The sequence below is a fragment of the Cutibacterium avidum 44067 genome, assembly GCF_000367205.1.
Taxonomy (GTDB): Bacteria; Actinomycetota; Actinomycetes; order Propionibacteriales; family Propionibacteriaceae; genus Cutibacterium; species Cutibacterium avidum.
This window is the reverse complement of sequence record NC_021064.1, coordinates 48,984-73,770: the sequence shown is the minus strand read 5'-3', so window position 1 is coordinate 73,770 and position 24,787 is coordinate 48,984. Positions and strand designations below refer to the sequence as shown.

Here is a 24,787-nt window from a genome sequence, read left to right as displayed (position 1 = left end):
GAAAGCCGCTTCCACAAGGTGAAACATCCTTGTGGGAGCGGCTTTTCGGTGCTCTGGGGCTGGGCCGTCGGTCAGTTCTGGTGTCGCCGGCAGGAGCGGCGCACCCGCAGGGAGGGCCGGATCCGCTGAGGCTCGGGTTCGTGGCCCTCGATCGCCTCGAGGAGCACCTCGACGCAGCGGGCGCCGAGCTCCTCGAAGGGCTGCCGGATCGTCGTCAGCGGCGGCTGGAAGAAGGCCGCACCGTTGGCGTCGTCGTAACCCACCAGGGAGATGTCATCGGGGACCCGGATGCCCAGGTCCGCGAGGCAGGCCAGCAGCCCCAGGGCCATCGTGTCGTTGGAGCAGAAGACCGCATCGGGGAGGCCCTCGTCCAGCAGCCTGCCCCCCATGGCATAGCCCGACTCGGCGCTCCAGTCGCCGACCATCACCTCGGGCACCTCCAGACCGGCGTCCTCCAGGGCCTCGCGCCACCCGATGACCCGCTCCCTGGCGTCGAACCAGTCATCGGGACCGCTGATGTGGGCGATCTGGCGGTGCCCCAGCCCGATGAGGTGCTGGGTCGCCAGCCGGGCGCCGTGGCGCTGATCGACCGAGACCGCGTGCATTCCCTGGCTCACCTCGAAGCCGTCGGCCACGACGACGATCGGGACGCTGCGCGCCACCTTGCGCAGCCCTTCCACGAATCCCAGTTGGGGCGCGATGGCCGTGATCCCCTCGACGCCGTGGTCGGTGAGCATGCCCACCACCGCGGCGAGCTCGCCCGGGCTGCCGTCCCGCAGCGATGCCACGATGGTGGCGTAGCCGCGTCCTCTGGCCGCGGTCTGGATCGCCGAGGAGGTGCTCCCCGGCCCGTAGTAGCCCCCTCTGGCCACCACGACGCCGATCACCCGCGTCCGGTTGGTGACCAGGGCCCTCGCCGACAGGTTGCGTCGGTACCCGAGCTCGTCGATGGCGCGACGCACCTTCTCCCGGGTGGCGGGGCGCACCGAATCGGCATTGTTGAGAACTCTCGACACGGTCTGGTGGGACACCCCGGCGAGACGGGCGACATCCATCATGCCGGGGGGGCGACTCGTCTCGGACATCAGGCTCCTGACTGGGTGAGAGTGGGCCGACGGGACTGTGCCCGTCGGCCCACATATTCTATTGATCAGTCTTGATCAGTGCTGATCGCCTCCCGACCCGCCGTGTGGCGGACCGGGTGCCGGGCTCAGCGACCGCCGTTGAGACGGTGGATCGCCGTCTCCAGCAGACGCTCCTTCGCGAACCCGCGGACGGTGGTGTCCTCGTCGATGAGAGCCAGCTCGATATCGGCGATATCGGCGAGGTCCTCCCACATCTCGCGGTTGGTGTTGGTGGTCATCACCGTGTGATGGGCGCCGCCCGAGGTCAACCAGCACTCGGTGGAGGTCTGGAAGGAGGGGGCGGGCTCCCACACGGCACGGGCCACCGGCAGGTTGGGCAGCGGCTCGTCGGGGCCGACGATCTTGACGATGTTGGCGGTGAGGCGGAACCTCTCGCGCATGTCGGACAGGGCCACCACCAGCCCGTCGGCGGGATCGGCGTCGAAGACCAGGCGCACCGGGTCCTCGCGGTCGCCGATGTCGAGGGGATGGATCTCCAGGGAGGGCTTCTTGCCGGTCAGGGAGGGGCAGATCTCGAGCATGTGGGCGCCGAGGATCTTCTCCTTACCCGGAGTGAACTCGTAGCAGTAGTCCTCCATGAGGGAGGCGCCGCCCTCCAGGCCGTATCCCATGATCTTGGCGATCCGCACCAGGACGGCGGTCTTCCAGTCGCCCTCGGCGCCGAACCCGTAGCCGTCGGCCATCAGCCGCTGGACGGCCAGACCGGGCAGCTGACGCAGCCCACCGAGATCCTCGAAGTTCGTCGAGAAGGCCTCGAAGCCGCCGTCGTCCAGGAACTTGCGCAGCCCCAGCTCGATGCGGGCGCCGTAGCGCAGCGACTCACGGGCGGCGCCACCGGGACGCAGCTCCTCGGCCACCTCGTACTGCGCGTCGTAGGTGGCGACGAGCTCGTCGATCGCGGACTCCTCGACGGCGTCCACCACCTCGACCAGGTCGTTGACCGACCAGGTGTTGACGGAGACCCCGAGCCGCAGTTCGGCCTCGGTCTTGTCGCCCTCGGTGACGGCCACGTTGCGCATGTTGTCGCCGAAGCGGGCGAGCTTCATGTGGTGCAGGGCGTTCCACGCGGTGGCCGCGCGGGCCCAGGTGCCGATCCGGGAGGCGGTGTCGGGGTGGGACGCATGGCCCACCACGATCCGGCGGTTCTTGCCGAGCCGGGTGAGCAGGTAGCCGAACTCGCGGTCGCCGTGGGCCGACTGGTTCAGGTTCATGTAGTCCATGTCGAGAGTCGCGTAGGGCAGCTTCTCGGCGTACTGGGTGTGCAGCTGCAGCAGCGGCTTGGTGAGGGCGTCCATGCCCAGGATCCACATCTTCGCCGGGGAGAAGGTGTGCATCCAGGCGATGACGCCGACACAGGCGTCATCGGCATTGGCCTCGAGGGCAGCGGTGCGGATCGCCTCGCGGTCCTTGAGCACGGGCTTCCAGACGATCTTGACCGGGACCGTTGACGCTCCGTCGATCTGGGCGGCGATCTCCTTGGACTGCGCCGCCACCTGGTCCAGCACCTCGGGACCGTACAGGTCCTGCGAGCCGGTGAAGAACCAGATCTCCTTGCCCTCGAACGGATTGTTGATCATGTCACTCCTTTGTTGTCATGTTCTGAATTGTCACGTTCCGCATTGAGATCGCCTGAGGTTCAGGCGTTCTCGTCATGCTGGCCGTAGACGTTCTGGTACCTGTCGAACAGGTGCGCGACGTCGTCGGCCGGGATCGGCACCGGCTCGCCGAGCTGGCGGGCGAAGTGCACGGTCTTGGCAACCTCCTCGCACATCACCGCGGCCTTGACGGCGTCACGGCCGTCCTTGCCGATGGTGAAGGGGCCGTGATTGGCCATCAGGACGGCCCGCGAGTTCGAGTGGGAGAGGGTCTCGACGATCCCCCGCCCGATCGAGTCGTCCCCGATGAGCGCGAAGGGCCCGACCGGGATCTCCCCGCCGAACTCGTCGCCCATCATGGTCAGCACGCACGGCACCGGCTCGCGGCGCGCGGCCCAGGCCGTCGCGTAGGGCGAGTGGGTGTGGACCACCCCGCCGACCTCCGGCATGTGGCGGTACACGTAGGCGTGGGCCGCGGTGTCGGAGGAGGGCTGCAGATGCTCCGGGGTGCCGTCGTCGATCTTCTTGCCGTCGAGGGTGCAGACCACCATCGCATCGGCGGTGAGCTCGTCATAGGAGACGCCCGAGGGCTTGATGACGAAGAGTTCGGTTCCGGGGATCCGCTGCGACACGTTGCCGGCCGTCCACACGACCAGGTTGTTGCGGGGCAGCTCGGCATGCAGGTCGCTGACGGCCTGGCGGGTCTGGGCCACCAGTGCCCGCGTTCCGGCGTCGAGCTCGGACAGATGGATGGTCATGATTCCACTCCTTGAGGGATCGTTACGTCATGGCTTCTGCCCACCGAGATTACGGTGAGGACGCCTCTGGACACGTTCACGTGCGCCAGATCAGACTGATCCGTCTGTCTCACCGGCCGGTTGTTCATCTTCGTCCAACTCCTCGCTCACATCGTCGGGGCGGTTGCCTTCAACAATTGTGAACGCTAACATAGTGACTGTCAACCCGATGGACGCGGTTGACCCGACCGATCCACGACGATGTGGAATCAGACGTGTTCGGCCGGCATACACATCATGGTGGGCCACTCAGGCCATCCGGCCCGCAGCGATCAGTGGGGTTGGCGACCCCGGGAGTGCTTATGACTTCCACTTCTGACAAGAAGATCTCCAGCAAATTCATCTACTTCTTCGGGTCCTTCGGCGGGATCCTCTTCGGTTACGACATCGGCGTCATGACCGGGGCACTTCCCTTCCTCCAGGTCGACTGGCCGAGCGTGCCGCCGGACAGCTTCGCATCCGGTGCGGCGACCTCCTCGGTGATGTTCGGCGCCATCTTCGGCGGAGCCCTGGCCGGCCAACTGGCCGATCGACTCGGGCGGCGCCGGATGATCCTCATCTCCGCACTGGTCTTCGTGGTCGGCTCGCTCCTGTCGGGAGTCTCGCCCCACAACGGGCTCGCCTTCCTCATCGGCGCCCGCATCATCCTCGGACTCGCGGTGGGCGCCGCCTCCGCACTGGTACCCGCCTACATGTCGGAGATGGCGCCGGCCCGGCTGCGCGGCAGCCTGTCGGGCATCAACCAGACCATGATCGTCTCCGGGATGCTCATCTCCTACGTCGTCGACTTCCTGCTCAAGGACCTGCCTCAGCAGTGGGGCTGGCGCCTGATGCTCGCCCTGGCCGCGGTGCCGGCGCTCATCCTCTTCCTCGGCGTGCTGAACCTTCCCGAGTCGCCCCGCTACCTGGTCCGCCGGGGGCTCATCCCCCAGGCGCGCAAGGTGCTCGGCTACATCCGCAGGCCCGAGGACATCGACTCCGAGATCGCCGACATCCAGAAGACGGCCGAGATCGAGGAACAGGCCGCCGAGAAGACGTCGTGGTCCACCCTGTTCAACTCGAAGTACCGCTACCTGGTGATCGCGGGGGTCGGCGTGGCCGCCTTCCAGCAGTTCCAGGGCGCTAACGCCATCTTCTACTACATCCCCCAGATCGTCGGGAAGGCCGGTAACTCCGCAGCCACCGATGCCCTGTTCTGGCCCATCATCAACGGGATCATCCTGGTGGTGGGATCGCTGGTGTACATCGCCATCGCCGAGAAGTTCAACCGCCGGACCCTGCTGACCGTCGGAGGCACCGTGATGGGGCTCTCCTTCCTGCTGCCCTCGGTGATCCATGCCGTCATGCCCACCGCGCCCGGAATGCTCATCGTCGTCTTCCTGTGCATCTACGTGGCCTTCTACTCCTTCACCTGGGCGCCCCTGACGTGGGTGCTGGTGGGAGAGGTCTTCCCCCTGGCCATCCGTGGCAGGGCCTCCGGCCTGGCGTCCTCCTTCAACTGGATCGGCTCCTTCGCCGTCGGGCTCCTCTTCCCGGTCATGGCGAAGGCGATGCCCCAGGCCGCGGTCTTCGCCATCTTCGGCGTGATCTGCATCCTCGGCGTCCTCTTCGTGCGCTTCAGGGTCCCCGAGACCCGGGGCCACACCCTCGAGGAGATCGAGGCCCAGGGCACCAACCGCGGCGAGAAGGCCGCGGTCTGACTCCGATCCCGACCCCATCGGCCTGACCATGCGCCACGAGGCGTCCGGACCTCTCACGGTCCGGGCGCCTCGGTCGTCTGCGGTCCCCTCATCGCGTGGTCGAGCTCACACCGTCGAGAGGGTCGAGCCGCGCACCACCAGACGGCAGGGGACCTTCTCCACGCCGTGCGACGGGTTCCCTCCGATGGCGTCGAAGAGCAGATTCGCGGCGCGGCGGCCGAGCCCCTGAAGGTTCATGTCGATCGTGGTCAACGGAGGCCGCGAGCCGGTGGAGAGGATCTCCCAGTTGTCATGGCCCACCACAGCGACATCCCCGGGATGCTCCTGCCCTCCTCCCGCAGCGCGTCCACGGCCCCGCGCGCGATCTGGTCCGAGCCGCAGATGACGCCGTCCACGTCGGGATGCTGGTCCAGCAGTGCCCGCGCCGCGCCTCGGCCCCAGCACGATGCGGGTGTGGGTGCCGACCCTGCCGTAGGATTGGCCCAGACCTCCAGACAAGGATGAGCCCCTCCGCGATGAACGAACTCCCTCCCGCCACCGGTACGCCGGGCTCAGGCAGAGCAACGGTGAGGGACGTCGCCGCCCGGGCCGGGGTCTCCCCGAAAACCGTCTCGAATGTCATCACGGGGAAGGTCTATGTGCGCCCCGAGACCCGGCGCCGGGTCGACGCCGCCCTCGCAGAGCTCGACTATGTGCCGAATCTGAGCGCCAGGGGCCTGCGCAACGGCAGGTCCGGGGTCATCGCCCTGGCCCTTCCCGATCTGGCGACGCCGTACTCGGCGGAGGTCGCCCACCACTTCGTCGAGGCGGCCCACTCCCGAGGCTGGGGGGTTCAGATCGAGGAGACCCGTGGACGCCCCGACCGCGAACAGCAACTGGTGTCCCGGGCACTGTCCCGGCTCGTCGACGGGCTCATCCTCAACCCCGTTTTCCCCGACGAGTTGAGTCTGTCCGCCGACGCCCTCCTGCCGCCCACCGTGCTCATCGGGGAGGTGCTCGATCTGCCCTTCGACCAGGTGCGGGTGGACCCGGAGACGGCGGCCTACGACATGACGAGCCATCTCATCGGGCTGGGCCATCGACGCATCGCCCTGCTCGGCTCCCCGGACAGGTCCACGGCGTTCACCGCGACGCTGAGGACCCAGGGGTATCGCAGGGCCCTGGTGGACGCGGGGCTGCGGACCGATCCCCGCCTGGAGATCGCCTGCGACGACTGGACGCCACGAGGAGGCGCCGGGGCCGTCGACTCGTTCATCGACGGCTCCCCCCTGCCGGACGCCATCTTCTGCCTCACCGACTCCCTGGCGCTGGGGGTCATCAGCGCGCTGTGGCGCCGCGGCATCCGGGTGCCAAGGGGGATCTCGGTCGCAGGCTTCGACGACATCGCCGACGGCGAGTTCGCCGCACCGCCCCTCACCACGGTGAGCTTCGACAAGGACGAGTTCGCCGCACGGGCGCTCGACCGTCTCGCCGAACGGATCACCAGGGCCTCCATGCCCGTGCGGACGATACGCGTGCCTCATCGGATCGTCGCCCGCCAGAGCACCGCTGCCCGCGCGACGACCCGATGACACGGGATCGGTCTCAGCCCTTGAGGCCGCTTCCGGCGACCCCCTCGACGATCTGCCGCTGGAAGATGAGGTAGATGATGATCAGTGGCAGCGCGGCCAGCAGCGCCCCGGCCTGGATGTCGGCGTACCTCAGCCCGTAGCTGCCCTGAGTGGTGGCCAGACCCACGGGAATGGTCATCAGCCCCGGGTTGGACAGCACATACAGCGGCAGCAGCAGGTTGTTCCACACTCCGACGAAGGTGAGCACCGTGACGGCCGCGATGACCGGGCGCGACAGGGGCATCACGACACGCGTGTACACCTTCCAGACGCTCGCCCCGTCGATGCGGGCGGCCTCCTCGAAATCCTTCGGGATGCCGTCGAAGAACTGCTTGAAGATGAACACCGCGATCACCGCCGGAACCTGCGGGAAGATCACCGACCAGTAGGTGTTCAGCAGGCCGATGGCGTTCAATTCCTGGAAGGTCGGCACGATGAGCACCTGGGCCGGGATCATGATACCGAGCAGGATCATCGTGAGAACCGCCCTCGATCCTCGGAAGTTCAGCCTCGACAGCGAGAACCCCGCCATCGAGGCGAACACGACGGTGAGGACCGTCGTCAGGACCGAGGTGATGGCGCTCGCCAGGTACCAGTTCCAGATATCCGATCCGCCCAACAGGGTCGAGAAGGAGTGGAGCGTCGGATTCCAGGTCTTGAGGATCTCCCTGGCCCCGAGGGCGGCCACACCGTTGTCGGTCAGCGAGGTCTTGAGGGCGAAAAGGCTGGGAATCAGCCAGATGACGGCGAAGACGATGAGGACGACCAGCGCGATCGCGTTGAAGGTGCGGGTGCCCATCGAGGCCTTGGCCGTCGTCGCCCGTGCCGGTGCGGCGCTCGTGACAGGTGATTTCCTGGGGATGGTCGCAGTGGACAACTCACACCTCGTTCCTGGCCGAGAACCGGCCCGCCAGCTGCCGCACCGCGGCGACGATCATGATGAGGATGAAGACCAGGACACTGGCCGCGGATGCGGCACCCGTCCTGTTGTCGGTGAAGGCCACCCCGGTCACGAGCTGCAGCGCGACCTGTGTCGAGGTGCCCGGCCCGCCGTTCGTCATGAGGTAGACCTGATCGAAGATCTTGAGACTCGCGATGATCTGGAGAAGCAGCACCAGGCCCGTCGTCCTGCCCAGCAGAGGGATCGTGATCCGGCGGATCTGAGACCACTCGCCTGCACCGTCGACCGCGGCCGCCTCGTAGAGCTCACGAGGGATCTCCTGAAGACCGGCCAGGTACAGCACGAAGTTGAATCCCAGCGTCCACCAGACCGTGGCGATCGCGATGCCGATCATCGCTGTGTGCTCGCCCGACAGGATGCCCGTGCCGGGCACCATGCCCAGCAGCTCCTGGACCCACGCCCACAGGCCGGTCGCGGGAGTGAAGATGAACACCCAGATGAGGGAGATCGTCGCCGACGGAAGGATGTAGGGGAGGAAGAACGCCAGCCGGTAGAACCACTGTCCCCGTCTCATCCTGTTGGACAGCACGGCGAAGACGAATGCCAGGATGACCAACGGCGGGGTCGTGTAGATGGTGAAGAGCACGGTATGCCACATGGCATCCCAGAAGTCTGCCCTGCTGAACATCTCGGCGTAGTTCTTGAATCCCACGAATTTCCCCAGGCCGGTTCTCACCGCGGAGGTGTTGAAGAAGCTCATGACGAACATGTAGATCGTGGGCCCGAGCAGGAAGGCCAGGTAGAAGATCCCGAAAGGTGCGAGGAAGAGCCACGCCGCTCTCCCGTCCTTCTTCTCGATGGGGGCGGCGGTACTCCTGCGCCCGGCGCCCGGCCCCGAGCGCTGCGCCCGGGTGTGCTGTGAATTGATCGAAACTGCGGACACGATGAGATACCTTCAAATTCCTGATCAGAGGGGGCTCTCGGTATCGAGGTAGACCCGGAGTTGCTGCTTGATGACGTTGAGTGCCCCTTGAGGAGTCACGGCGAGTTGCTGGGCCAGGGCGAGCTGCGCCCCCACGATGTTCTCGAAGGTGGAGCCCGAACCGCCGTACCAGGTCGGATCGTCGTAGACGGCGATGTCGGCCGCCGAGGCGTAGTTGGCCTGCGGCCTCAACGCTTTGTAGGCGCTGCTGGTCGCGATGGGCTGGTAGGCGGGGATGTGCCCGCCCTCGGCCCAGGTCATGCTCTGCTCGAGCATCTTCTTGATGAACAGCATCACCTGATGGCGCTGCTGGTCGGTCCGCTCCTTGCGCGGGATGATGAAGCAGTGGGAGTCCGCCTGGGCGGCGGGCCTGTCGTAGACGGTGGGGATCTTGGTCATACCGAATGTCAGGCCCTTGATGGACTGCGCGGTCGTGATCTCCCACTCCCCCTGGACGTACATGCCGGCCTTTCCGGTGAACATGTAGGTCTGTGCCGTGGCGTAGTCGAGGCCCTTGTTGAGCCAGCCCTTCCTGACCCAGCTCTGGATCCGCGCCACCGTGTCGAGGAAGAGGTCCTCGTTCACCGTGAGCCTCGTGCCGCCACCCGACAGGAACGGCGTGGCTCCGCTGCGCTGGTTGTACAGCGTCCAGAACAGCCGCCACGGGGTCGCGGTCTCCCCGCCCACGTTGGCGGAGGTGATCGCCGCGCCGCCGGTCACCCTGCTGATCGCCTGCAGTGCGGCCTCGAAGTCCTCGAGCCCCTGGAGCTGCGTGAGGTCGCCGTCAGTGCCCAGGATCCCGGCCTTCCGGCAGACGTCGGAGTTGAAGAAGAGCACGAAGGGATGGGTGTCCAGCGGGATCGCGATGGTGTGGCCGCCGGTGATCTGCGCCTTCCACGGCTTCGCCGCGAAGTCCGAGGAGGACAGCCCCACCGAGGCCAGGTCGGCATCAGTGATGTCCTCGATGATGTCGCCCTCCCTCAGCGGCTTGGCGCGAGTCAGGTGGGACACCGCGACATCCGGCGGCTTGTTGCCGACGGTCGCCAGGGTGACCTTCGTGTAGTAGGGGTTGCCCCAGGCGAAGGTCGTCGCCTGAAGGGAGCCGCGCCCGTACGCCTTCTGATAGCCGGCCTCCATGGCCTGCATCCTCGTTCCGTCTCCCCCGCTGAACAGGTTCCAGAACACCAGGGTCGACGGATCGAGTTGCGAGCCGAACAGGCCGGCCGCCACCGGGCTGGAGCAGCCGGCGAGGGCCGTCGCGGCCACCGCCAACCCTCCCCCGAGAAATCCTCGCCGAGTCATGCCCCGGCCTGTGAAGTGCATCTGGTACGACCTCCTCGTCGTCAGCACGCCGTGCCGCCCTGCACGGCAGATCATTCTATCGTGGTAATGCAGTGGCAGACAGAGCGGCGCTGTTCTGTGTGAACTGATCCTGACACACGGTTGATGAGCCGGTCAAGAGGGTCGCGTCGTGATATTTATCACATTTTTGAGCTGTTCGCTTCAGGCTCGGTACTCCGGTCCGCCCATGAAGCGCCAAAATGACTATAACGATGTAATACTGGCCTGGGCCCACCCGAAGGGCCCGCGCATCCGGTCCGCGCTGACCACCGGGGCGTCACCGATCCTCCAGAGGAGTTCTTCCATGTCCAGGGCCACGATCACTGCCGACCGCGACTTCACGGTCGGGCCGGTTCCCCGCCGCCTGTTCGGATCCTTCGTCGAGCACATGGGCCGGTGCGTCTACTCCGGCATCTACGAGCCCGGCCACCCTGCCGCCGACCGGAACGGCTTCCGCCGTGACATGCTGGAGCTGGTGCGCGAACTCGGCGTGTCGGTCGTGCGCTATCCCGGCGGCAACTTCGTATCCGGATACCGGTGGGAGGACGGCGTCGGGCCGGTCGGCGAGCGTCCCCGTCGTATCGACGGGGCATGGCACAGCATCGAGACGAACGCCTTCGGGCTGCACGAGTTCGTCGACTGGGCCCGGCAGGCCGACGTGGAGATCATGGAGGCGGTCAACCTCGGCACCCGGGGGGTGGAGGCCGCGCGGGCCCTGGTCGAGTACGCGAACCACCCGGGGGGCACCTACCTGTCGGACCTGCGCCGCCGCAACGGAGCGCCCGAACCCTTCGGGATCAAGCTGTGGTGCCTGGGCAACGAGATGGACGGCCCCTGGCAGATCGGCCACAAGACCGCCGATGAGTACGGCCGACTGGCCGCCGAGGCCGGCAAGGCGATGAAGCTCGTCGATCCCTCGATCGAGCTGGTCGCGTGCGGGTCCTCCAACTCGGGGATGCCGACCTTCGGGACCTGGGAGAGCACCGTGCTCGGCCACGCCTACGACGTCGTCGACAACATCTCCCTGCACGCCTACTACGAGGAGGCCGACGGGGATGTCGCCAGCTTCCTGGCCACCGCCCTGGACATGGATCACTTCATCGAGTCGGTCGTCGCGACGGCCGACGCGACCCGCGCGGCCGGCAAGCACCGCAAGCGGATCAACCTGTCCTTCGACGAGTGGAACGTCTGGTACACCAGACGGCCCGGGCAGGACATGCCGGACGCCATCACCGAGCGCGGCGGATGGCACGAGCACCCCCGGATCATCGAGGACGCCTACTCCGTCACCGACGCCGTGGTGGTGGGGACCCTGCTCAACTCCCTGCTGCGCCACGGCGACCGGGTGAGGATCGCCAACCTGGCCCAGCTCGTCAACGTCATCGCACCGATCCGCTCCGAGGAGGGCGGGCCGGCCTGGCGCCAGTCGATCTTCTGGCCCTTCGCCCAGATGGCCAACCGCGCCAAGGGGCAGATCCTCCAGCTGGCCACCTCCGGGGACCGCTACGCGACCGAGAAGTTCGGGGACGCCGACCTGGTCGACGCGACCGCCACCTGGGACGAGGAGACCGGTCGCCTCGCCCTCTTCCTGGCCAATCGCGGTCTGGAGGAGTGCGCCGAGGTGTCGGTGACGCTGCGAGGCCTGGACACCTCCCGGGTCGCGCGGGCCGAGGTGCTCACGGTCCCCGACGACACCGACCGCTTCGCCGTCAACGACGAGCAGCACCCAGACCGCGTCCACCCGGAGCCTCTGGACGGGGTCGTGGTCGACGGTGACACCACCCGGCTGAGGCTGCCCCCGCTGTCCTGGGCGACCGTGGAACTGGACGTCTCGCGAGCCTGAGTCCCCACGATCCCGAGGAGACGACAGGGTGGCCGGGCCCGATCGGGCCCGGCCACGCTGTGTCAGTGGGTCTCAGATGTGAGGATTCCTCAGCTGTTGACCGGCAGCACGGCCTCGGGTGCGACCCGCTGCAGCTCCAGAGCTCGGCGGTAGCGGTCCAGATAGACCGAGAAGCCGTCGACGTCAGCGCGTGCCGGCTCCATGACGCTGGTACTGGTGGTGGCGAACACCTCCTCGTCGAGGAACTGCGCCAGGCTCTTGGAACCGGCCTCATCGAGGTAGGCCGCCAGGAGCGCCATCCCCCAGGGACCGCCCTCCCCCGCGGTCTCGCCGACGGCGACCGGGGCTCCCAGCGCCGCGGCCAGGATCCGCTGGGCGGGGCCCGCGGTGCGGAAGAGCCCGCCGTGGGCGAGCAGCCTGTCGACCTGCACCTTCTCGGCGTCCAGGATCCGCATCCCCAGGCTCAGGGTGGAGAACACCGCATAGACCTGCGTACGCATGAAGTTGGCCAGGGCGAACGAGCTGTCCGGTGCGCGCACCACCATCGGGCGCCCGTCGGGCAGGCCCGCCACGGGCTCGCCGGCGAGGTTGTTGAAGGACAGCAGCCCGCCGCCGTCGGCCTTGCCGGCCAGCGCCTCATTGAGCAGGGCGGCGAAGATGCCGTCCTGGTCGACCCCGGATCCGATGGCCTGGGCGAAGCGCCCGAAGAGGCCGGCCCATGCCGACAGTTCGCTGGCCCCGTTGTTGCAGTGCACCATCGCCACGGCGTCCCCGGCGGGGGTCGTCACGACGTCGATCTCCTCGTGGACCTGCTCCAGCGGGTGCTCCAGGACGACCATCGCGAAGGCGCTGGTGCCGACCGACACGTTGCCGGTCCGCCTGGCGACCGAGTTGGTGGCCACCATCCCGGTGCCGGCGTCGCCCTCCGGCGGGCAGAACGGCACTCCGGCCTTCAGGGCCCCGGTCGGATCGAGCAGTGCGGCACCCTCGGCGGTCAGGTCGCCCGCCGCCGCGCCGGCCGGCAGCACCTCGGGGAGCAGCTTCTCCAGCTTGAGGCCGGGCACCCGGGCGTCGATGAGCGGATCGACGATGGCGAGCATCCGCTGGTCGTAGCCGCCGGTCGCCGGATCGATCGGGAACACTCCCGAGGCGTCGCCGACACCGAGAACCGTCTTGCCGGTGAGCTTCTGGTGGACGTAGCCGGCCAGCGTGTTGAGCGCCGCGATCCGTCCGATGTGCGGCTCCTCGTCGAGTACCGCCTGGTAGAGGTGGGCGATCGACCAGCGCTGCGGGATGTTGAACCCGAGCGCCTCAGTCAGCTCGACCGCGGCCGGGCCGGTCGAGGTGTTGCGCCAGGTCCGGAACGGCACCAGGAGGTCGCCCGCCTCGTCGAAGGCCAGGTATCCGTGCATCATCGCCGAGATGCCGATGGCACGGAAGGACGTCGGGGTGACGTCGTAGAGACGCTGGACGTCGGTGACCAGATCGGCGTAGCAGGCCTGCAGACCCGCCCACACCGCCTCGAGGGAGTAGGTCCACCGCCCATCGACGAATTCGTTCTCCCATGCGTGACTCCCGCTGGCCAGCGGGGTGTAGTCCGGCCCGATGAGACAGGCCTTGATGTTGGTCGATCCGAACTCGATTCCCAGACTGGCGCGTCCGGTCTCGATGACATCCCGGGCACGTCCCGGATCGATGTCAGCTGTGGTCATGGGCTGCCTCCTTGCGGCTCGTTAACGTTCACATCGAACGATACCATCGACTCCCCCGGGCGCATCACCTACGTAGGCGAACCGACCATCGGCCGTCCGCCCCGTAGCTCGCCATGCCCCGGTCCTCGAGCTCTTGGAGGGCCAGCAGGCAGTCCGTGAGACTCACCAGGGCGGCCCGTGCCAGCTCATCGACGCCCAGCGCGCCGCGGGCCGGGAGCGCCTCGTGCACCCGCAGGGTCTCGGGCCCCAGTGCATCGGTCGGATGCTCCGGGACGGGTTCCCTGGGCAGCTCGGGCTGGATGGGACCCAGAGCCTCCCGGACGTCGTCGGCGTCGCGGACGAGTTCGGCGCGCCGATTCCGGATGAGGTCGTGCGGGCCGACCGAGCGGCTCGAGGTCACCGGGCCCGGCACGGCCAGCACCTCCCGGTACATGTCGCCGGCCCAGTTGGCGGTGCTGAGCGCCCCCGATCTGGCGGCGGCCTCGACGATCACCACGCCGCCGGTCAGACCGGCGATGACCCGGTTGCGGGCCAGGAAACCCGGCCTGGTGGGGCGGCATCCGAGACACCCAGGATCCCGGCCAGGTAGGCCACCTGGCCGGGATCACCGAGATCGTGGACGGCGATCCTCGCCTGGGACGGCAGGACCGGGTTGCCCCGGCGGATGGCCAGGGCGAGCTCGGCGGGAACCAGCCGGCCCCGCAGGTCAGCGTCATCGATCTGGGCAAAGACGTCCAGACGGGGGTGTGCCCCGGCACCGCGGTCAGCCCACACAGGGTGAACGCGTTGGACAGCGACTCGATGTCATAGAACCAGAACCCCGAGGTGGCCGCAGTGATCGCGGTGGGCTCGGCGGGAGCCGCCGCGGCCCCGGTAGGAGACTCGGCTGCGGCCTGTGGGGCCAGGGACGAGGTGGTGTGTGTGGCCATCGGCCCTCCTGGGGTCATGGGTGGTCGGATGGGGTGAGTGAGAGCGCTCGATCGCAGTCGCTGTTCTCGGCGCAGTTCAGGTACTTCCGATCAACGAGGCTGGGTATCCGACCCCATGGCTTGGGAGCAGACGTCATATGCAGGAGGTCGAGATCGAGCTCTCCCTCGTCACAGTAGAGCGTGAACTGCCTGGCAACGCTTGCCATCTCCGCACCGATGTGACGACAGCGCTCGAGGAACGAACTGGTTGAACTGGACGGTGTGTAGTAGAAGCTCTTTGCGCCGAACTCGTTGGTGAGGTGCTCGTCGAAGAACCAGGCGATGGCCTTCTCCACCTCGACCCCGTGTCGCTGCAGGAACTCCGTGTACGTCTGTGTGCCGAGAAACGTCATGGCGTCGAGCCGATTGAACATGTGGCCCCTCGGGTAGGTGTCTGCCCCCGAAATGAAGACGCGCTCGATCGCTCTGATCTGCCCCGGGAAGGACGGCATCCTGAGCAGGCCGGCCCAGTCCAAGTAGCCGACCAGCGACGCGTAGTTCGCCAGCACCTGCATCGGCTCCATCGACGACAGGAGGTATTTCTCACCAAACGTCCGCACGAGGGTGATTTCGCCGTCCGTCTTCCCCCATCGATCCGACACCGTTTCGCGCTGCTCGGGATCGATCTTGACGCCATAGCCGTTGTGCGCCAACATGTTTTTCCGGTCGGCGAGGAGCTCCTGCGCCAGAGCTTTGCATCGCTTGCTCGCCTGTAGACGGATTTTCGGCGTGATACCAAGGGCCTCGTTGTCGCGCGTCTGCGCAATGGCCTCTACACAATTGGGGTGGGGCGATTCGCTGTCGATGTATGCGCCCAGGAGCTGCTGCCGCTCCGCCTCGCCGAAGCTGGTGGGGAAAAAGCAGGCGGTGGACGGTGTTCTGACCAACTGGCTGGCGACCAGGAGCTCACCGTTGCGCGGGTCGGCGAGCAGCGCGTCACGAAGCCGTCGGTCATGCTGGCTCACGAACTGCTTGTTGGAGAGCATGACCTGAAGCGGCATGCCTGCTCCGAGAAGAGCGTCGAACAGCGTCTGCCCGCCCACCTTCTCCGCGACGCTGTGCCGGCCAAGGAGCATGAGGAGATCCTCGGCGTACAAGTAGTCGAACCCAGTCAAACAGTCGTCGAGATTCGACGCATCGAGTCCTGAGAAGTAGCTCGCGATCATTCCCCGCAGCGTGCAAGCTGCCACTTTGAGATTGTCTTGCTCGCCCTGTGTGAGATCGATCGGAAGAATGCCGTGCTCTGCGAAGGCGAGCGCGTTGTGAAGCTCAAGAACATCATTCAGGGAGTCGCCAGTGGGCTGCTCCAACTGCCCCCCGGATAACCGCGACGGCTCGCCCTGCGGTCGAGGTGCTCGCGAGGTCCAGCGGACCGTAGAACTTGACCCTGTGGTCCGCTGCCGGGTTCACCATGAACCCAGTGTATTTGGTAGCACCTGCGGTTCTGCACGTAGAGGCACCACACCGCCCGGACCCCAGGTTAGAGTGAGGAGGCCAGCGAGATCCCGGTGTGGGGGATTGTCTGTACCGACTGCGGTGGATCTGGTAACCATCCTCCAGACAGGCCCATCAGATCCGCGCCAGGGGCGCCCGGGAACTCTCCGCCACCATGGTCTGCTGCCCCCGACGGCGTGCACCACATGTCCTCTGAGTGGTCACGGCCGCCACGACGAGCACCGCGAAGGCGACCAGCGGCATGGCACTGTCGGCATACCAGACCAGCAGGATCCACGGATGATTCTCGCCAATGCCACTCACTCGGCAGATCAGGTCATCGGTCGGCTGGACCGCTGGGGCACCGGCGGGGGTGCCGGATCCATCAAGGAACAGCTTCACCCCGCACCACTGACCGTGGCCGGCGACATCCCGGTGCTCTGCCTGGACTCGCGGTACTCCCGCCATCTCAACCGGGAGGGGTTGTACCTCATGGCTTCGGCCCTGCAGCGGGCGGCCACCACCAAGAAGAGCTCATCGCGGAGGAACGACTCGGTGGTGGTGTGACCCCATCACATCCAGGGCGCTGAGAGCTCTGACCGGACCAGTCAGACGATGACGACCCACCGGCATCCGCCGGTGGGTCGTCTTGGGAACTCAGCGCCGATCCGGAAATTCACGAATCCTCGCCTCTCCGATCTGTATGTATCCACTGGCCAAGGTGATCTCCGATCCAGTCCTGCATAGCCACGGACTCTGCCGTAACAGCCAGGTCTGTGTCGTCAATCCTCCCGGCCTGCGGGTCCACATGGGTCGCCGCGGCCTGACGATCAAGTTCGGCAAGATGCTCTTTCATCTCGAGCAGGCTGAATGCAGCCTCTGGCCAGGACACCGTCAGCCCCAGGGCCTCGGCCCGCGTCTCGTACTTTCTGCGGTACTCATCGCAGGGATGGGTCGCCGAGATCATGAGCGTGACCGGGTCCTGCGCGCGGCAGCACAGCAGTCCGTTGCGATATGAGTCGAGGTCCTGATAGATGTCCTGGACGAGCCGAGTCACCTCGGTGGCCCGCCAGGCCGCCAGTTCCTCGGGCACCGCGGTGCCCTCGAGCAGACGGGTGGCGAAGTCGAGGGACACCCCCAGCTCAAGCGCCACGTCGTTGGCGCTCACTCCCTGCTCCGTCAGCTCGACTCGCAGGAGATCCAGAGTGGCGACAAGAGAGTCCTCGGAGGCCTGAAGGGTGGTCGCAGCCGATATGAACAGCCTGGCTCGTAGGGTCATGGTGCCACGTTACAGCTCAGGTTGGTCATGGTCTTCGAGACCACGGCTCGGAACTGAACGCTGTGCACGGTGACTCTCGCGACCACGTCATAGTTGGCTTTTGTGTTCTTCTTGCAGGGATTCGTCGCTACCGCAGTGGCGACCCGCGAATATGGACCGTTCAGTGATGTGTACTCACTGACTTTGTGCATGATACCAAATGATGTAATCTTCGGATTGCCTTGCCGAAGGTCAACATGAATAGAATGCCTATAGAGGTCGTTTGGGGGTGGCTGTAGATTTACAGCTGGACTGAGCGCCCCATTCCAGACGATTCTTGATAATCTGCGGATTGTGGAACTTTCCTGTGCAAATACCGGCATCAAAGTCTGCACTACGCGTGGACGCCCCAGAAGACGAGGAACTGTCATCTGATCCGATGACCCATGAGTGATTGTCCCAGATCATCATGTAGCCATCATGGGACTCCGCACGAGCATTATCAACGTCCACACCAGCACCACGAGCCGCCAAAACGAGTGCGGCCGGAGCAGATTCTATACCCCTAGTGCTAGCAGATGAGTCACTTGACTTCGCGGGTGCTGCTGTCGATGTCGGCGCTGCCGTGAATGCAAACAGCGAGGCAATTGACAGAGATAGTACTGGCACAAACAGGGCCTTTGTTTTCATAAAATCCCCCTTGATCAAGCTGAATCTTAGCCTCAGCGGACAACCCTTGTCCGTCAATTCGAAATGACTAGAGCGCTCCGCGTCAACGTGTCAAGGGGAAAGTGAATCAGACATGTTCACCAGGGCGAGTGCGGCGTGTACCTGTCAGGATCCTGATGTCCCCGTCACAACGAGTGCGATGTACTCGGCCATCTCCGGGCAGAATCTCAGAGCGTAGTCTGTCGTCCAGCGCGGTCCACGTTCCCGATTCCGACCCCCGTCTAGCAGCACTGTCCACGATGCCCGTGGCTCACGAGCGTGTTCCCGGGTCGCCGCTGATTGTGCCAGACCCGCACCGCCCTACAGCTCCGTGGTCTCCTCGGTGTCGAGTTCTCTGGTCATCGGAGCTATGTCCCCCTCTTTTGATTGGTCTCCATCGGCATGCGACCACCCTCCGGAGGCGCTTGTCGAGGAAGAACAATCTGGTGGCGGCCCGTACCGGCGACTGGATACCGGCACAGACGCATCAGCCCACCAGCACATGTGCTGGTGGGCTGATGTCATGTGGGTCATACAGTGCTGATCGTGATGCAGGAACTGAACTCGATGATCAGTTGATCCAGACTGACGTCTTTTGTCGCCACCGACCATATGAGGTGTGCGGCATGGTCCTGACTCATGTCGAGCACTGCTCCGTTGATCTCCAGGAACAGCAGGGCTGACTCCAGAGCCAACCGCTTGTTGCCGTCCTCGAATGCCTGGGCCTCCGCGACACCGAACGCCAGACGAGCGGCCTTCGCCGCCAACGTGGGGAACGCCTCGTGGCCATCGAACACTGCAAATGGAGCAGCCACCGCCGACGAGAGGACATCGGGTCTCAGCAGTGCTCCTGCAGAATGTCCTGCTCGTACAGGTCGCAGCAGTCCTCATACGTCAGTTGTTCGGTCACCGGGCGAGCAGCGCCATGGCTCGCGACCACTGCCTGCTGATCCGAGCACCACGGTGGAGAAGATCGGCACGGTCATGATCGGCCGCCGTGAAGGTGGCCCGGCGTGTGGGTCCCCTGCCCTGTGCGGCCTGGGTGCTGTACTCGCGCATCATCGTCGCCGGATCGATCGGTGTGCTTCCTGGCTCATCAGCGGCGAGTCCCTGGCGGGCCTGTCTCCACGGCTTCTCACCGTGGGTGACTCCACTGAGGTACTTCCCACCGTGATTGCCGTAGTGGCGCAGCACGGCGTCGACGGTGGCCCGCTGCGACTGCGTGAGATCGGTCGGGACGTGGTGACCGAGCGATGTGAGATCCACGTGGCGGATCGACCGGAGTACGGGGCCGTCGTTCCATGCCTCGATCGATTCGTCGAAGACTGGTGATCCGTCCCAGGCCAGGGACCATGCCTGGACGTAGTAGAGCAGCTTCTGCAGCTGCATTTCACCGGTGAGGGTGAATCCCGTCCCGGCAATGTAGTCGGCAACGTCTCGTGGTGTGACCATGATCCCCCCTCTCGAGCGTCGGACTCGTTTCTCAATACCAATTGTATGACGGACCCCTGTCTCACGGACGCGTACTCATCGGCGCGTCAGGCGCAGGGTCAGTGCCGCGGGCGTCACACCGAGCCTGCGGGCCAGGACGTCGAGGTCCATGCCGGTCGACCACAGGGTGGCCACCACCCCGGCCGGCATGAGCAGCGCCGTGGCGAAGTCGTCGGCCCATCTCTCATCGGGATCCGTCGTGGTCACCGGCATCATCGACAGCTCCCGGTGGCGTTCCACGCGGCCGAGCACGGCTTCGCCGGTCCAGGGGCCCTGGTGCTCGCGGACGTGGTGACCGATCTCGTGGGCCAGGACGAACCGGCGACGATCGAGGTCGCAGCGCGAGCTGACGACGGCCCGGAACCGGGTCTGACCCTCGAGCTTGACGAGCAGCCCGTCGACGCCGGGCTCCAGGAGCCTGCGCTCCACCGCCAGACCCAGGCGGCAGGCGACGCGGGTCACGTCGACGGGCACCCGGACCGCCCCTCCGGTAGCGATGGTGGTCTCCAGGATCTGGCGGGCGGCCCTGTCGGGGTCGTCGGTGGTCAGTCCGGTCATGTCATGGGGCGGTCCCCCTTCCTGGTGGACGATGGTGCGCCAGCAGGCGCAGTCCCCCGATCACCCGGACCGGCTGTGCCGGTACACCGACATACCGCAGTCTTCGGGTCCGGCCCGGTCTCACCAGGGCGAGTGCGGGGTGTAGCTCTCGGGGTCGTGCCAGGCCCGCAGGATGAGCTCGATCCGCTCAGTCATGTCTGAGGAGGCCTCCAACCGGATCGGCGTCCCGGTGGTCGGGTGGTAGGCGGTCGCGGCATAGAACCGGATGCCCCCTCTGGTGATCCAGCGGTCCAGCCGGCCGATGATCTGGTCGCCGGCCAGGACCTTCCATGACGCCTTCGACCCCCTGGCGCGCACCGTCATCACCGACATGTGCTCCAGGTGCACACTCTCGGGCAGCGCCACCGTCTCCTCGTCGTCGAACAGCATCACCATGTTGACCAGTCCTCGCCTCACCTTGTCCCTGGGGCACGAACACTAGATGCGGGCACTGACAGGTTCGGTGCGGATGCCTCTCCCCCGGCGGGGCCAGGGGCTCGTCAGGAGCCGGTGATGCCCGATGCCGCCGACCTCACCGGTAGCCGATGACGTCGTGGCTGACCGCCGCGATCGTGTCCGCATCGATGTCGGCGGCCGGCAGCCGGTAGATGGTGTTGAGCCGAGGGTTGAAGATGCCCATGCAGGTGACGATGCCGAAGATGTCCTGACCCGAGTGGTGGCCCATGAGGTAGTACATGAGCAGCTGCAGGGTGTTCTCCTTCGTCGGCGGGTTCTTGGAGACCTTGATGTCCCACAGGGTGTCGGCGGTGGGCAGGTCCCCGTCGCCCTGGGAGACGGTCTCGGTGTAACCGTCGGGATCGAAGTGGAACCCGTCGGCGACCACGGGGCCGACGGAGGCGATAAAGGCCGTGATGCGCCGCACTATCGTGGCGATGCGGTCGAGCGGGTTCATGACCGGGACGCGTTGGGGAGCCCTTCGACCGCACCGGTCTTGAATCCTGCGAAACCGGCGGTGGCGACCACCTCAATCCGCTTCGACCACGACCTGGGACGGGCGGCGAGCCACTGTGTCAGCACCGGCTTCCATTGGTGCGATAGCCGTGGTGTCCTGCTGTCGCACCCGGAGTACTTGTTGTGCCGCACACGGATCAGCAGCGTCGTGCGCCGATGTCCAAACGGCTCGTGCCAGCCGACTCACCACCGAGTCCCGCGTCACGCCCTTCACGCACCCATTGGTCCAGCGTTTCGATACGACACTCAATCACCACCATTCGCGGTTTGAGGCGCTGCCCGACAGCCACAATCCAGAGTTCATCACGACGGCAAAGCTCATCAGATCAGGGGCCGCGAAGGCAGGGTTATACACGTTGAGGCATTCCCGATCAGCGGTGGAGGAATCTTCATCCTCGGAGGGCCTCGACTCCTACGTAAGAACCGACGCGCCGGCTGAGCTCACACCCCATTCATACCCTCGATTGTGATAAACTATCGGGGATCTCTACTCGTGCTCGACGAGGAGAGCGACGACGAGGGTGTGATAGTCCATGGCGAGCACCGAGGCACCCGGGAATCGCCACACATGGGCTTGAATGGGTTCCCCGTCCATGGAGACGACAGTCGTCGCATGTGGCGGAGTGCGATTCCACTGCTCGGCACAGGAGACGTTGTCCCGGTGGAAATAGCGCGCCACTTCGGCGATGACCGCATCATCGCATTCGAGATCAAGCCACTCGAGCAGGCCCTCAATGGTGCCCATGAACTCGTCCCGATCCTGATGCTCATAGGCCGGCGCGGCCAGATCACTGATGGGCCCTAGCGCTGCGATGGCCCACCGGCCCGAGGCGTTGCGCGCCACAGCGGTCATGGCTGGATCACTGTCGGACAACTCGACCGGTCCATCAATCCCTCTGAACCAGAAGATCCGACCCTTGTTCAGGTTCCAGAGCTGGAGCACAGCGTCACCGACTTTCCGTTGCAGACATCCCACCCACGAATACGGTTCGTTTGAGTGACGCCGTCAGTCCACTTGACCGTAAGCGCGAACATTGGATAATTCACTCCAGAACTCCGATTCTCGAAATTCCAGGAGTAATTTTTCCTAGATGTCAGTGCGCCCGACACTCCCGACGCTGACGCACCGTAACGACACGTATGATCAGCGGAAAGGGAGACATTCACACCACAAGAATACCCGTACCGCAATGACCATCGAGGACCTCCGGCCTTGAATGTCGTGGCGACCGTGGTCAGAGTCCATCGCTTTGACGAGCCTCCCTGTATGTTCTCTTGCCACACTGCCTGAACTTCCGAACTAAGCGTGCAGTTTTTGTTCACGCAATGATAGTTGCCGAAGTAAATGTTGGAAGACTTGAATCGATAATTATTGAGCCGCTGCCCAGGTGGGCGATGGTACCCTCCTGGGACGCCAGATGCTGACATGGTTTTAGGGGTCGAGGGATTGAGCGTACTATTGAGACGATTGATTTCAGCCGGAGAGACACTCTCTGGTAATGGTTTCGCGGCAACCGCCGATATCGTGGAGGACTCTGCCACGGGGGACGCGTTGTGAGTAGTTGCGGGCGCGGCTTGTGCGGGAGTGGAATAGATCGATATGGCAACAAGAGATCCGATCGCCATGACCGAGAGTTTACTTGCGTTGTTCACCATGTCATCCTCCATCGGAGGTGTGGCTATCCTCAAGTCCCGTACATCCACTGCACCACTGTCCTCACTGGCTGATCTCGGAGCTCATCACAATCGAGGGCGTGGGCTGGGTTTGACGGCTCTTCGTCATTCCGCGTGGTTTGGTGAGGCTGGCCTGAGTGTCGTGGGGTGGTGAGAGGGGTGTGTCGGTGCTGGTGAGAAGGGTCGGGGCCTTCTTGAATGGGAAGTGCTCAAACGACCCGTTCGAAGAAGACCCCGACCGTGTTCCACACTACCTGCACTCATCCCGGCTACTGCACGCTCGCTGATGCCATCGCTGACCTCCCCGGCTTCCACGTCACGCGTGTGGACCGCTCACCTGCGGGCCTGCGTCTGAACGTCGAGACCGACCCTGGGGGAGTGCTCTGCCCCGCCTGTGGGGTCCAGGCTGTGGCGGATGGTCGCCAACAACGTCTTCTCCACGACATCGGTGTCTTCGGTGTCCCTGTCCTCCTCGTGTGGTCCAGGCGCACCTGGCGGTGCAGGCAACACTCCTGCCCCCAGGTCTCGTGGGGGGGAAGAGACGCAGTTGGCTCCACCCCGCAAGCACTTCACGACCCGAGCCATCACCTGGGCTGTGAACCAGCTTCTCACCCGAGACGTTGTCATCTCCGCCCTGGCCCGGGACCTCCGGGTGGGGTGGCGCACCTTGTAGAAGGCAATCGAGGGACCCCTCCAGGAGCGCCTCAAGGAGATCAGCGACCAGGCCAGCGTGGAAGCCCCGGGCCTCGACGAGCACGTGTGGCGTCATTCCGGGCCCCACAAGAATCGGATGATCACCGGCGTCGTGGACCACACCAGACCGAAGAGAGGCAAGGACGGGAAGACGAAGCCGTTCGCGAGGCTCCTGGATGTCCAGGTCGGGCGCTCGGGAGCGGTCGCTGAGGACTGGTTGGCCTCCCAAGGCAAGGAGTTCGCGAGCAAGATCCGCATCGCTGCCATCGACCCCTACAGGGGCTACGCCAACGCCATCTCAGCGACCCTGAAAGAGGCGGACATGGTCGTCGACATCTTCCACGTGACAAAGCTGGCCAGTCAGGCCCTGGACGAGGTGCGTCGCCGAGCCCAGCAGGACACCCTGGGGCGCAGGGGACACGCCAAAGACCCCTTGTATCGGGCTCGGAGACTCCTCCTCACCGGCGCCAACCACCTCACCGAGAAGATGGCGACCAAGCTGGATGCCCTCCTCCAAGAAGGCGACCCGAACTGGGAGGTGACCATCACTTGGACCGTCTACCAGAAGCTGATCGATGCCTACCAGCAGAGCGACTCCCATGACATGGTCACCCTCATCGATGCTCTCAAGGACTGTCCGATTCCTGAGGTCGCCAGGCTGGGGCGCACCTTGAAAGCCTGGAAGAGGGAGATCCTGGCCTATTGGCACACCGACCGCTCGAACGCGGGCCCCACCGAGGCGATCAACAACGTCATCGAGACCACCCGACGCATCGCCCGCGGCTTCCGCAACTTCGACAACTACCGCCTGCGGATCCTCGCCTCAGCCTCCGGACAACGCCCTTACCGCCAACCCCCGAAACTCGTCAAGCAAGGACAACCAAACCACGCTGAATGACGAAGAGCCCCTTTAATCAAGCTGAATCTTAGCCTCCGTGGACAACCCTTGTCCGTCAATGCGAAATTGACTAGAGCGCTCCGCTTCAGCGTGTCAAGGGGAAAGTGGATCAGACATGTTCACCAGGGCGAGTGCGGGGTACAGCTCTCTGGGTCGTGCCACGCTCGCAGGATGAGCTCGATCCGCTCAGACATGTCCGACGAGGCCTCCAGTCGGATGGGCGTCCCGGTGGTCGGATGGCAAGCGATCGCCGAGTAGAACCGCATACCCCTGGCGGTGATCCAGCGGTCCAGGCGGCCGATGATCTGGTCGCCGGCCAAGACCTTCCATGACGCCTTCGATCCCCTGGCGCGCACCGTCATCACCGAAATGTGCTCCAGGTGCACGCCCTCGGGCAGTGCCACCGTCTCCTCATCGTTGAACAGCATCACCATGCCGCACTTCTGTCCTTGTCCCTGGGGCACAAAC

Annotated in this window: 23 protein-coding genes and 2 pseudogenes; 6 read left to right on the top strand and 19 right to left on the bottom strand. The window is 65.4% G+C overall.

Features of this window, described 5'->3' with window-relative positions:
- Positions 1–71: 71 nt before the first annotated feature.
- The 3 genes from PALO_RS00350 to PALO_RS00340 form a co-directional block, all read right to left on the bottom strand.
- Complete coding sequence (locus PALO_RS00350) at positions 72–1,085, bottom strand: LacI family DNA-binding transcriptional regulator (protein ID WP_004809576.1); 1,014 nt, start codon at positions 1,083–1,085, stop codon at positions 72–74.
- 125 nt (positions 1,086–1,210) lie between these two features.
- Positions 1,211–2,722, bottom strand: a complete 1,512-nt coding sequence (araA, locus tag PALO_RS00345; RefSeq protein WP_015581984.1) for an L-arabinose isomerase — start codon at positions 2,720–2,722, stop codon at positions 1,211–1,213.
- 59 nt (positions 2,723–2,781) lie between these two features.
- A complete protein-coding gene (locus PALO_RS00340) occupies positions 2,782–3,498 on the bottom strand; it encodes an L-ribulose-5-phosphate 4-epimerase (RefSeq protein WP_004809581.1) in 717 nt (238 codons plus the stop codon).
- 341 nt (positions 3,499–3,839) lie between these two features.
- Between PALO_RS00340 and PALO_RS00335 the strand changes: the two genes are divergently transcribed.
- A complete protein-coding gene (locus tag PALO_RS00335) occupies positions 3,840–5,237 on the top strand; it encodes a sugar porter family MFS transporter (RefSeq protein ID WP_015581983.1) in 1,398 nt (465 codons plus the stop codon).
- Between the two features lie 105 nt (positions 5,238–5,342).
- Here the strand turns inward: PALO_RS00335 and PALO_RS13120 are convergent.
- Positions 5,343–5,731, bottom strand: a pseudogene (locus PALO_RS13120) (substrate-binding domain-containing protein).
- Positions 5,732–5,752: 21 nt separating this feature from the next.
- Here PALO_RS13120 and PALO_RS00325 point away from each other — a divergent pair.
- Complete coding sequence (locus PALO_RS00325; RefSeq protein WP_015581982.1) at positions 5,753–6,808, top strand: LacI family DNA-binding transcriptional regulator; 1,056 nt, start codon at positions 5,753–5,755, stop codon at positions 6,806–6,808.
- 13 nt (positions 6,809–6,821) lie between these two features.
- Here the strand turns inward: PALO_RS00325 and PALO_RS00320 are convergent, their stop codons facing one another.
- Genes PALO_RS00320 through PALO_RS00310 form a run of 3 tightly spaced genes read right to left on the bottom strand, consistent with a single transcriptional unit; the run spans position 6,822 to position 10,053 of the window.
- Positions 6,822–7,724: a carbohydrate ABC transporter permease gene (locus PALO_RS00320; protein WP_015581981.1), complete on the bottom strand. Its 903-nt coding sequence runs from the start codon at positions 7,722–7,724 to the stop codon at positions 6,822–6,824.
- Between the two features lies 1 nt (position 7,725).
- On the bottom strand, positions 7,726–8,691 hold the full coding sequence (locus PALO_RS00315) for a carbohydrate ABC transporter permease (RefSeq protein WP_004809594.1): 966 nt from the start codon (positions 8,689–8,691) through the stop codon (positions 7,726–7,728).
- Between the two features lie 24 nt (positions 8,692–8,715).
- Positions 8,716–10,053, bottom strand: coding sequence for an extracellular solute-binding protein (locus tag PALO_RS00310; RefSeq protein ID WP_051048683.1), 1,338 nt, complete (start codon positions 10,051–10,053; stop codon positions 8,716–8,718).
- A gap of 322 nt (positions 10,054–10,375) precedes the next feature.
- On the opposite strand from PALO_RS00310, the gene arfA reads away from it, so the two are divergent.
- Positions 10,376–11,914, top strand: coding sequence for an arabinosylfuranosidase ArfA (gene arfA, locus PALO_RS00305; RefSeq protein ID WP_015581979.1), 1,539 nt, complete (start codon positions 10,376–10,378; stop codon positions 11,912–11,914).
- Positions 11,915–12,003: 89 nt separating this feature from the next.
- On the opposite strand, the gene PALO_RS00300 is transcribed toward arfA, so the two are convergent.
- The 4 genes from PALO_RS00300 to PALO_RS00285 form a co-directional block, all read right to left on the bottom strand.
- The gene (locus tag PALO_RS00300; protein ID WP_015581978.1) at positions 12,004–13,626 is read right to left on the bottom strand and encodes a xylulokinase; all 1,623 of its coding nucleotides are present in this window, start codon (positions 13,624–13,626) and stop codon (positions 12,004–12,006) included.
- 64 nt (positions 13,627–13,690) lie between these two features.
- The gene (locus PALO_RS00295) at positions 13,691–14,134 is read right to left on the bottom strand and encodes a DNA-processing protein DprA (protein ID WP_238137879.1); all 444 of its coding nucleotides are present in this window, start codon (positions 14,132–14,134) and stop codon (positions 13,691–13,693) included.
- Positions 14,131–14,400 carry a hypothetical protein gene (locus PALO_RS00290; RefSeq protein WP_004809605.1) on the bottom strand — a complete coding sequence of 90 codons (270 nt, stop codon included), beginning with the start codon at positions 14,398–14,400 and terminating at the stop codon, positions 14,131–14,133. The genes PALO_RS00295 and PALO_RS00290 overlap by 4 nt, the downstream gene beginning before the upstream one ends.
- A 169-nt stretch (positions 14,401–14,569) precedes the next feature.
- Positions 14,570–15,904, bottom strand: a complete 1,335-nt coding sequence (locus PALO_RS00285; RefSeq protein ID WP_015581976.1) for a hypothetical protein — start codon at positions 15,902–15,904, stop codon at positions 14,570–14,572.
- A 424-nt stretch (positions 15,905–16,328) separates the two neighbouring features.
- On the opposite strand from PALO_RS00285, the gene PALO_RS00280 reads away from it, so the two are divergent.
- Positions 16,329–16,595 carry a hypothetical protein gene (locus tag PALO_RS00280; RefSeq protein WP_004809611.1) on the top strand — a complete coding sequence of 89 codons (267 nt, stop codon included), beginning with the start codon at positions 16,329–16,331 and terminating at the stop codon, positions 16,593–16,595.
- A gap of 109 nt (positions 16,596–16,704) precedes the next feature.
- Here the strand turns inward: PALO_RS00280 and PALO_RS00275 are convergent, their stop codons facing one another.
- From PALO_RS00275 to PALO_RS00245, 7 genes are all read right to left on the bottom strand, one after another.
- Positions 16,705–17,307 carry a hypothetical protein gene (locus tag PALO_RS00275; RefSeq protein WP_004809612.1) on the bottom strand — a complete coding sequence of 201 codons (603 nt, stop codon included), beginning with the start codon at positions 17,305–17,307 and terminating at the stop codon, positions 16,705–16,707.
- A 1,217-nt stretch (positions 17,308–18,524) separates the two neighbouring features.
- Complete coding sequence (locus PALO_RS00270; protein ID WP_080634279.1) at positions 18,525–18,836, bottom strand: type II toxin-antitoxin system death-on-curing family toxin; 312 nt, start codon at positions 18,834–18,836, stop codon at positions 18,525–18,527.
- A gap of 64 nt (positions 18,837–18,900) precedes the next feature.
- On the bottom strand, positions 18,901–19,446 hold the full coding sequence (locus tag PALO_RS00265; protein ID WP_015581973.1) for a Panacea domain-containing protein: 546 nt from the start codon (positions 19,444–19,446) through the stop codon (positions 18,901–18,903).
- 75 nt (positions 19,447–19,521) lie between these two features.
- Positions 19,522–20,043 carry an ImmA/IrrE family metallo-endopeptidase gene (locus tag PALO_RS00260; RefSeq protein WP_015581972.1) on the bottom strand — a complete coding sequence of 174 codons (522 nt, stop codon included), beginning with the start codon at positions 20,041–20,043 and terminating at the stop codon, positions 19,522–19,524.
- Between the two features lie 120 nt (positions 20,044–20,163).
- A complete protein-coding gene (locus tag PALO_RS00255) occupies positions 20,164–20,478 on the bottom strand; it encodes a hypothetical protein (protein WP_004809616.1) in 315 nt (104 codons plus the stop codon).
- 136 nt (positions 20,479–20,614) lie between these two features.
- Entirely contained in the window at positions 20,615–20,995 is a 381-nt protein-coding gene (locus tag PALO_RS00250) for a hypothetical protein (RefSeq protein WP_004809617.1), read from the bottom strand.
- A gap of 546 nt (positions 20,996–21,541) precedes the next feature.
- Entirely contained in the window at positions 21,542–21,907 is a 366-nt protein-coding gene (locus PALO_RS00245; RefSeq protein WP_144295886.1) for a hypothetical protein, read from the bottom strand.
- Between the two features lie 1,019 nt (positions 21,908–22,926).
- Between PALO_RS00245 and PALO_RS13115 the strand changes: the two are divergent.
- Both PALO_RS13115 and PALO_RS00235 read left to right on the top strand, forming a co-directional pair.
- Positions 22,927–23,226 (top strand): annotated as a pseudogene (locus PALO_RS13115) (hypothetical protein); the annotation flags it as partial.
- 181 nt (positions 23,227–23,407) lie between these two features.
- Positions 23,408–24,319 (top strand): ISL3 family transposase, encoded by a 912-nt coding sequence (locus PALO_RS00235; protein ID WP_342341413.1) that lies wholly within the window; start codon positions 23,408–23,410, stop codon positions 24,317–24,319.
- A 119-nt stretch (positions 24,320–24,438) separates the two neighbouring features.
- Here the strand turns inward: PALO_RS00235 and PALO_RS00230 are convergent, their stop codons facing one another.
- On the bottom strand, positions 24,439–24,753 hold the full coding sequence (locus PALO_RS00230) for a hypothetical protein (protein WP_004809623.1): 315 nt from the start codon (positions 24,751–24,753) through the stop codon (positions 24,439–24,441).
- Positions 24,754–24,787 lie beyond the last annotated feature (34 nt).

Bases quoted from the DNA above. Each gene is read 5' to 3' on its own strand.
- PALO_RS00350 (WP_004809576.1), bottom strand. From the start codon at position 1,085: ATGTCCGAGACGAGTCGCCCCCCCGGCATGATGGATGTCGCCCGTCTC.
- araA (WP_015581984.1), bottom strand. From the start codon at position 2,722: ATGATCAACAATCCGTTCGAGGGCAAGGAGATCTGGTTCTTCACCGGC.
- PALO_RS00340 (WP_004809581.1), bottom strand. From the start codon at position 3,498: ATGACCATCCATCTGTCCGAGCTCGACGCCGGAACGCGGGCACTGGTG.
- PALO_RS00335 (WP_015581983.1), top strand. From the start codon at position 3,840: ATGACTTCCACTTCTGACAAGAAGATCTCCAGCAAATTCATCTACTTC.
- PALO_RS00325 (WP_015581982.1), top strand. From the start codon at position 5,753: ATGAACGAACTCCCTCCCGCCACCGGTACGCCGGGCTCAGGCAGAGCA.
- PALO_RS00310 (WP_051048683.1), bottom strand. From the start codon at position 10,053: ATGCACTTCACAGGCCGGGGCATGACTCGGCGAGGATTTCTCGGGGGA.
- arfA (WP_015581979.1), top strand. From the start codon at position 10,376: ATGTCCAGGGCCACGATCACTGCCGACCGCGACTTCACGGTCGGGCCG.
- PALO_RS00300 (WP_015581978.1), bottom strand. From the start codon at position 13,626: ATGACCACAGCTGACATCGATCCGGGACGTGCCCGGGATGTCATCGAG.
- PALO_RS00280 (WP_004809611.1), top strand. From the start codon at position 16,329: ATGATTCTCGCCAATGCCACTCACTCGGCAGATCAGGTCATCGGTCGG.
- PALO_RS00275 (WP_004809612.1), bottom strand. From the start codon at position 17,307: ATGACCCTACGAGCCAGGCTGTTCATATCGGCTGCGACCACCCTTCAG.
- PALO_RS00265 (WP_015581973.1), bottom strand. From the start codon at position 19,446: ATGGTCACACCACGAGACGTTGCCGACTACATTGCCGGGACGGGATTC.
- PALO_RS00260 (WP_015581972.1), bottom strand. From the start codon at position 20,043: ATGACCGGACTGACCACCGACGACCCCGACAGGGCCGCCCGCCAGATC.
- PALO_RS00255 (WP_004809616.1), bottom strand. From the start codon at position 20,478: ATGGTGATGCTGTTCGACGACGAGGAGACGGTGGCGCTGCCCGAGAGT.
- PALO_RS00250 (WP_004809617.1), bottom strand. From the start codon at position 20,995: ATGAACCCGCTCGACCGCATCGCCACGATAGTGCGGCGCATCACGGCC.
- PALO_RS00245 (WP_144295886.1), bottom strand. From the start codon at position 21,907: ATGACCGCTGTGGCGCGCAACGCCTCGGGCCGGTGGGCCATCGCAGCG.
- PALO_RS00230 (WP_004809623.1), bottom strand. From the start codon at position 24,753: ATGGTGATGCTGTTCAACGATGAGGAGACGGTGGCACTGCCCGAGGGC.